This window comes from Piscinibacter sp. (assembly GCF_050175855.1).
Classification (GTDB): Bacteria; Pseudomonadota; Gammaproteobacteria; order Burkholderiales; family Burkholderiaceae_C; genus Piscinibacter.
The window spans coordinates 1-7,287 of record NZ_JBFXIO010000263.1; the positions used below are offsets into that span (position 1 = coordinate 1).

10 protein-coding genes are annotated in these 7,287 nt (G+C 68.3%); all 10 read left to right on the top strand.

Annotated elements, in window-relative coordinates; genetic code table 11:
- Positions 1 to 414, top strand: a 414-nt coding sequence (locus AB7U92_RS18050; RefSeq protein ID WP_428580013.1) for a YbfB/YjiJ family MFS transporter, incomplete at its 5' end; no start/stop codon positions are given.
- A gap of 40 nt (positions 415 to 454) precedes the next feature.
- Positions 455 to 1,645 (top strand): CaiB/BaiF CoA transferase family protein, encoded by a 1,191-nt coding sequence (locus AB7U92_RS18055; RefSeq protein ID WP_428580016.1) that lies wholly within the window; start codon positions 455 to 457, stop codon positions 1,643 to 1,645.
- Positions 1,646 to 1,827: 182 nt separating this feature from the next.
- The gene (locus AB7U92_RS18060) at positions 1,828 to 2,136 is read left to right on the top strand and encodes a DUF883 family protein (protein WP_428580019.1); all 309 of its coding nucleotides are present in this window, start codon (positions 1,828 to 1,830) and stop codon (positions 2,134 to 2,136) included.
- Positions 2,137 to 2,146: 10 nt separating this feature from the next.
- Entirely contained in the window at positions 2,147 to 2,533 is a 387-nt protein-coding gene (locus AB7U92_RS18065) for a phage holin family protein (protein ID WP_428580022.1), read from the top strand.
- The gene (locus tag AB7U92_RS18070) at positions 2,530 to 2,886 is read left to right on the top strand and encodes a hypothetical protein (RefSeq protein ID WP_428580025.1); all 357 of its coding nucleotides are present in this window, start codon (positions 2,530 to 2,532) and stop codon (positions 2,884 to 2,886) included. Before AB7U92_RS18065 ends, AB7U92_RS18070 begins: the two co-directional genes overlap by 4 nt.
- 848 nt (positions 2,887 to 3,734) lie before the next feature.
- Complete coding sequence (locus tag AB7U92_RS18075) at positions 3,735 to 4,625, top strand: LysR substrate-binding domain-containing protein (RefSeq protein WP_428580027.1); 891 nt, start codon at positions 3,735 to 3,737, stop codon at positions 4,623 to 4,625.
- Positions 4,626 to 4,827: 202 nt separating this feature from the next.
- Positions 4,828 to 5,460 (top strand): NAD(P)H:quinone oxidoreductase, encoded by a 633-nt coding sequence (gene wrbA / locus AB7U92_RS18080; protein WP_428580030.1) that lies wholly within the window; start codon positions 4,828 to 4,830, stop codon positions 5,458 to 5,460.
- The gene (locus tag AB7U92_RS18085) at positions 5,460 to 6,158 is read left to right on the top strand and encodes a DsbA family oxidoreductase (RefSeq protein ID WP_428580033.1); all 699 of its coding nucleotides are present in this window, start codon (positions 5,460 to 5,462) and stop codon (positions 6,156 to 6,158) included. The genes wrbA and AB7U92_RS18085 overlap by 1 nt, the downstream gene beginning before the upstream one ends.
- Positions 6,155 to 7,093 carry an EamA family transporter gene (locus tag AB7U92_RS18090; protein ID WP_428580035.1) on the top strand — a complete coding sequence of 313 codons (939 nt, stop codon included), beginning with the start codon at positions 6,155 to 6,157 and terminating at the stop codon, positions 7,091 to 7,093. Before AB7U92_RS18085 ends, AB7U92_RS18090 begins: the two co-directional genes overlap by 4 nt.
- On the top strand, positions 7,090 to 7,287 hold a 198-nt coding region (locus AB7U92_RS18095), incomplete at its 3' end, for a DUF4386 family protein (protein ID WP_428580037.1). The genes AB7U92_RS18090 and AB7U92_RS18095, both read left to right, overlap by 4 nt.

Below are 7,287 nucleotides of genomic sequence, written 5' to 3' on the forward strand. Positions count from 1 at the left end.
CTGCTGACGGTGCGCCTGCCGGTGCACTGGGATCGCCGCCACCTGCTGATGGCCTGCTACGGCATGCAGGCCACCGGGGTGCTGCTGACGGTCTGGTGGCCGACCCTGGCAGGGATTGCGCTCGGCAGCCTGTTGCTCGGGCTGCCCTTCACGGCCATCACCTTGTTCGCGATGCAGGAGGCGCGGCGGCTCTCGCCCCACAACGCGTCGTCGCTCATCGGTCTGCTGACGGCCGCCTACGGCCTCGGCCAGATCGCCGGGCCGCCGCTGGTGGCCCAGTGGGTGCAGCGCAGCGCCACCCCTGCGGAGGGCTTCAGTGCGTCGCTGCAAACGGCCGCCGCATCGCTGCTGCTCGGCCTGGCGATCTTCGCCTTCCTCGAGCGACGCGAACGGCTCGGCACGCGAACAGCGTAGGCTTTCGACAATGCCCGCCGACCTGACCCCTGGAGACGACATGCTCGCCCCCGAACCCCACCATACCCGCCAAGGCGGCCGCCCGCTCGACGGCGTTCTCGTCGTCGCGCTCGAGCAGGCCGTGGCCGCACCCTACTGCAGCAGCCGCCTGGCCGATGCCGGCGCGCGCGTCATCAAGATCGAGCGCCAGGAAGGCGACTTCGCCCGCGGCTACGACCGCGCGGTGCATGGCGAATCCTCCTACTGGGTGTGGATCAATCGCGGCAAGGAGTCGATCGCGCTGGACGTGAAGAACGCCGACGACATGGCATTGCTCGAGCGGCTGATGGCGAAGGCCGACGTCTTCATCCAGAACCTCGCCCCCGGCGCGACCGACCGTCTGGGCATCGGCTCGGCCGCGCTGCGCAAGCGCCACCCGCGCCTGATCACCTGCGACATCAGCGGCTACGGCGACGACGGGCCGCAGGTCGGGCAGAAGGCCTACGACCTGTTGGTGCAGGCCGAGAGCGGGCTGGTGTCGGTCAGCGGCGCGCCCGGCCAGGGTGTGGAATCGCTCGGCCGCATCGGCGTGAGCCTGTGCGACATCAACGCCGGACTGAACGCGCTGATCGGCATCCAGCAGGCGCTGATGCAGCGCGAGCGCACCGGCCGCGGCTCGGCGGTGAAGGTGTCGCTTTTCGGCTCGGCCGCCGAGCTGATGGCGGTGCCGTACCTGCAGGCCCGCTACGGCGGCAAGGCGCCCGAGCGCGTGGGCCTCAAGCACCCGACGATCGCGCCCTACGGCGCCTTCACCTGCGCCGATGGGCGCGACATCGTCATCTCGATCCAGAACGAACGCGAGTGGGCCGACTTCTGCCGCGTGGTGCTGCGCCGCCCCGAGCTGCTGCAGGACCCGCGCTGCGCGAACAACGCCGCCCGCGTGGCGAACCGCGACTTCGTCGACAGCGTGGTCGCGGAGGTCTTCGGCAGCGAGGCCAGCGGCGCGATCGTCGATCGCCTGACCGAGGCGCAGACCGCCTTCGGCAACGTCAACTCCGTCTACGACCTGATCGAGCACCCGCAGCTGCGCACGCGCCGCATGAGCGTGCACGGCCGCAGCGTGGAGGTACCGGCCTCGCCCTGGGGCGTGGAATGGGAAGGCGCTGAGTTCGCCGAGGCGCCGGCGCTGGACGCGGACGGGGTGGCGATCCGCGCGGAGTTCGCGACCGAGCCGGCGCTCAGCAGCCGCTAGGGAACTCGCGCAGCGGCCCGGCCACACAGGCCGGGCCCGCCCTGACGAACGCCATCTGCCGCGGATGGAACCATGCCCCGGGCTGAGAGTCCACCTGACTCGGTCCTCGAGCAACCGCCCGAGGTGGGTGATCGTGCGCTGCGGCCCCCCACCCATGCCGGGCACAACGACGGAGAAAGCCCATGAACGACACGACGATGGCCAAGGAACGCTTGAACGCCGATTTCGCGAAGGTGATGGAAGACATCGACGCACTGGTCAACGCGACGGCCACCAAGGCCGAAGGCGAAGCCACGGCACTGCGCGCCCGCATCCGCGATCGGCTCGGCGAGGCGACGGACACGTTGTCGAATGCCCAGCGCGCCGCCGTCGCGCGCGCCAAGGACGCCGCCAAAGCCACCGACGAGTACGTTCACGAGCACCCCTGGCAGATGGTTGGCGCCGCCGCTGCGGTGGGACTGGCCATCGGTGTTCTGATCGGGCGCCGCTGACGGGCCAACCGTGGCCGATCACCTCGGCCCGGGCGCCGCAGCGCGGCGACTGGGGGCGTCGCTGCTTCGCCTCGGCCGCATCCGGCTGGAGCTCCTGGCCATCGAGGTGCAGGAAGAAAAGGAGCGCCTGGCCGGGCTCCTGTTCTGGACGGTGTTCGCCGCGCTGTCGGTCGCGTTCGGCCTCGTCTTCCTGGCCTTGACGCTCACCGTGCTGCTCTGGGACACGCAGCCGCGCTGGGCCGTGCTGGCGAGCATTGCGGTGGTGTTCGCCGCGCTGTCGGCGCTGGCGGGCTGGAGGCTCGCGAGAATGCGGGCAGGTGGCTCGACCTTGCTGAGCGCGAGCGTCGGTGAACTGCGCCGCGACGCCGAGGCCCTCGACGACGACGCCCTCCGATGAACGCTCGAATCCGTGCGCGGGAGCGGCGCAAGGCCGACCTGATCGCCGCCTCCACGCTGCTGCGCCCGCACGCCGCCGGCGCTGTGCGCGAACTGGCGGGCTTTGCCGACGGGGTGACGCTGCGCGTCATCCAGCTGCGAACCTGGCTCGCCGACCCGCTGGTGCAGCGTACCGGCGCAGCCCTGGTCACACTGGTCGCAACTCGCCGATGGCTTCGCAGGCGGCGTGCCAGCGTTCAACGCCCTGCCCGCACCGCTGGCCTGATGACCTGGGTGACCTTGACCTGGCGCATCGGCCGTTGGGCCAGTCCCTGGATCACGGCCTGGCTGATGCGCGGAGGCCGGACCGGCTGAAACCGCGCAGTAGAGCCGGTCGAGGCCACACCAACCTGCCTCCGAGTTTCTCGACGCGTGCGTGTGCCCGCCCTGGGGCGCCGCCGTGCAGCCGGCCGACCACTTGAAGCCGGTGCACTTGCGCTCGCCGGCCGCCTCACCGCAGTAGAGTGTTTGGTGATAAAAAAGTCGTAGTTGCCCAGTGAGTCGGCACGCGGACTTGCGACTCTCTTGCGACGTTCCTCTCAACCGAAAGTCGTACTTTGCGATGGCCGTTTAGGCCTGACATCGGGCAACCCAACAACAAAGTCGTATCCGACTAAAGCACCGCCATGACTGACTATTGGCTCATTATCTACGACCCGCCAATCAGGCGTAACCGGTCCTTTCGCGTAGATGAGCATGGGCCGGTCTCCCAACTGCTTCGCAGGCGCACAAAGCTGTGACGCGGGACATAACCTCAGTCTGAAGGCTGCTCTGCAGCGACCACTGTCGCCCGCGGATGTCAGCTATCCGGCCGGTCAACTTGCGGGTCGGCTTTCCGGCGGTAAAGTCGCTCACCCTGCTGTCGCTGGCTGACCCTCAGTGGCGGCCTACGATGCGACACCAATGCCGGCAGTGCGGCGGTTGCCGACGACGTTGATCGCCTTCAGTTGCATTCACGCTGAGTGACATTGAACAGTCGCCCGACGAGCCAATCGGCCCGATCGGCGGCGATGCGAGTGAACCAGACCATCAGAAGTGATCGGTGGCCTTGATGCGGCTGCCGTCGGTCGCTCGCGGCTGCCCTGTCAGCGCAGTTCCTCGCATGCGAAAATTTCAAGAGTCCCTACTTGCTTGAGCTGGACGCTCGAGTGTCAGGAGCGCTGGTGGATCGACTTTCCGTCATGCGGGCCTTCTGCCGAATCGTGGAGCGAGGCAGCTTCGCAAGAGCGGCTGAGGACTTGGATGTATCGCCTGCGATGCTGAGCCGCGACCTCAAGCTGCTCGAGAAGCACCTCGGCTGCGCGCTGCTCGCCCGCACAACGCGGCGCATGTCTCTGACCGAGCATGGGCGGCTGTACTACGCCCATGTGCAACGCATCCTGGCCGACATCACACAGACCGAAGACGAAATGCGCGGGGCCGCCGGCCGCATCAGCGGGCCGTTGAGCGTGAACGCACCTCATTCATTCGGCGTCACCGTGTTGTCGCCGCTGCTTCCGGCGTTCCTCGCTCGGCACCCGGAGATCGAGCTGACACTGAGCTTCGACGATCGTGTCGTCGACTTGATCGAAGGTGGCCATGACCTGGTGATCCGCGCGCGTTCCTCGTTGCCCGATTCGGCACTGATCGCGCGTGAGCTCGCACCGGTGCGGCAAGCTCTGTTCGCAGCGCCGGCCCACCTGTCACGTCACGGAACGCCACAGACACCGCGCGACTTGGCCTCACATCCGGCAGTCGCCTACCTTCATGCGGACGATGCGTCGGCCTGGACACTGCAAGGCCCCGAGGGCATGGTCACCGTTGCGCACCACGCACGCCTGAAGGTGGGCAGCAGCCTGGTGCTGCGTGACCTGGTGGCCGCTGGCCATGGCATCGGCGCCCTGCCGGACTTTCTGTCTAAGCCAGCCGTGTCCGCCGGTCGGCTGGTGCGCGTGTTGCCGCAGCTCGAATTGCCGGCCCGGCATGTGTACGCCGTCACCGCGTCGCGTCGAGGCGCGGACGCCAAGGTGTCGGCCTTTGTCGAGTACCTGCGTAGGGTGCTGACCTCGGACTGATCTGGCGTACCCGCGCGGCAGAGACCCAACCGGGGCAGTCAACGCCTTATCGACTGCGCCGCGCAACAAGCACTGCAACGCGCGTGCTCCGCCTGACTTTGTTCGATCTCAGTAAAGAGTGATTGTGGCGCGGGCCGCTGTTTCCCCGCCGTCTGGCTGGGCATCCTTCGAGGCCTGCATTCACCCATCTCGAGAGGATCCCATGACCCGCATTCTCGTTCTTTACTATTCCAGCTACGGCCATGTGAAGGCGCTCGCCCAAGCCCAGGCCGAAGGCGCAGCCAGCGTGCCCCGCACCCGCGTGGACGTTCGCCGCATTCCCGAGACGGTGCCTCAGGCCGTGCGCGAACGCGCCGGCTTCCAGGCCGATGACACGCCCGAGATCGCCGTTGCTGACCTGACAGACTACGACGCCATCATCTTGGGCACGCCCACGCATTTCGGCACCATGGCCGGCGCGGTCAAGCAGTTCATCGATCAGGCTGGCGGACTGTGGGCACGCAACGCGTTGGCGGGCAAGGTGGGGGCGGTGTTTACCTCCACCGGCAGCCAGCATGGCGGACATGAAATGGCAGTGCTGTCCACGCTGGTGCCGATGCTCCACTTCGGCATGGTGATCGTCGGCATGCCGTACACCTTCGGCGCACAGACGCGCAGCGACCTCATCGTCGGCGGCTCGCCTTACGGCGCCGGCACCATAGCGGGCGCTGACGGCTCGCGTCGGCCCACCGACACCGATCTGGATGGGGCCCGCTTCCAGGGACGGCATGTGGCGCAGGTTGCCGCTACCCTCACCGCCGCGGCACCCGCCCGGCACCTGGCGGAGGCTGCATGATGGACCGCGGACCGATCCTGACGCTGGACTTCTTCCACGACGTGGTGTGCGGCTGGTGCTTCAACCTGTCACCGCGGCTGCATAGGCTTGCGGGCGAGTTTCCCCTGGACGTGCGGCACCGGACCTTTGTGCTGCAGGACAGCCAGGACCGCATGACCGAGGTGTTCGGATCGCCCGCAGCGGCCAAGACCACCATCCTCGGCCACTGGGCAGCCTGTGCAGCGGCCAGCGACACGCCCGAGGCGTTTGCAGTTGCACGGATGCGAGCTGCACCGTTCGACTACCCGCATGGCCTGCCAGCCGCACAGGCATGCCAGGTAGCGCAGCGATTGGACGGGCACGACGGCCACTGGCGACTGTTCGACGCCCTGCAAGCAGCCCATATCTCGCAAGCGCGCAGCGTGGCCGATGCCGAGGTGCTGGTCGATGTCGCCTCGGCGGCCGGCTTCGACGCTGAGGCTTTTCGCCGGGGCCTGTCCGATCCCCGCACGCGGCAGGCGGTGGCGGCAGATCGTGCACTGGCACAACAGATGCAGGTGCGCCAGGTGCCATCCGTCTATGTGCGCGAGACCGGCGGCTGGTTGCGCAGCGGTTCGCTGGCAGAGCTGCGCGAGCAGGTGCAGGCCCACATTGACCGCGTCTGCATCCGGCCGGCCCTGGAGCGCCGCGAGGCCCAGACCGAGGAGCGTCAGCCATGACCCGCACCACCGATCTGCTGCTGACTGCGCTGGCCCCCGCTGTGTGGGGCAGTACGTACTATGTCACCACCGAGTGGCTGCCCGGCGTCGATCCCTTGACGCTGGCAATGCTGCGCGCGCTGCCGGCTGGCCTGCTGCTGTTGGCACTGGTGCGGCAACTGCCGCCGCGGCGCCACCTGGGCCGCGTCGTGCTCTTGGGCACCCTGAACTTTGCCTTGTTCTGGTCGCTGCTGTTCGTGGCTGCGCAGCGTCTGCCCGGCGGCGTCGCTGCCACGCTGGGCTCATCGCAGGCGCTGCTGGTCTTGTTGCTGGCCAGAGGTTGGCTGGGCACGCCGCTGCACGCGGCCTCCGTGGCGTCGGCGGTGGTTGGTGCGGTGGGTGTGGGCTTGCTAGTGCTGGCGCCTTCGGCAGCCCTCGATCCGCTGGGGCTTGCCGCAGGCTTCGGCAGTGCTGCGGCGATGGCGGCCGGCACCGTGCTCAGCCGCAAATGGCAGTGGGGCGCCGCACCCCTTACCTTCACTGCTTGGCAACTGGCCGCGGGCGGCTTTGTCTTGCTCCCGTTGGCCATGCTGATGGAGCCGGCGCTGCCCGCACTGAAGCCCGCGCATGTTGGAGGCCTGCTGTACCTAGGTTTGGTTGGCGCTGCGGTGACGTACTTCCTGTGGTTCCGCGGCATCGCCAGGCTGGGTCCAGGGCCGGTCTCGCTGCTGGCGCTGCTCAGCCCGATAGTAGCCGTGGGCATCGGCTGGGCGCTGCTGGACCAGTCCCTGACGCCAGTGCAGATATTCGGCGCGCTGGTGGTGCTGGTCTCGGTCGCCGCAGGACAGTCAGCGCCGCTGCAGCAGCAAGCTGCTGCTGCACCTCGTCCACGCCTCGAACCCGGGCGACCCGCTGGCCGCCCTACGCTGGGCGCCCACCGAGGCACTGTGCTGTGACGGCGACCACCACCCTTACCCCCGACCTGCGCGGAAAGGCTACTCTGGCCGGCGTGCTGTATGCGGTCATCATCGTGGCCGGCATCTGGGGTGAAGCTGCCGTGCGGGCTCCACTGCTGTACCCAGACGATCCCCAACGCACCGCAACGTCGGTGCAGGCCGCTCTGGGACTGGTGCGCGCCAGCCTGGCCACC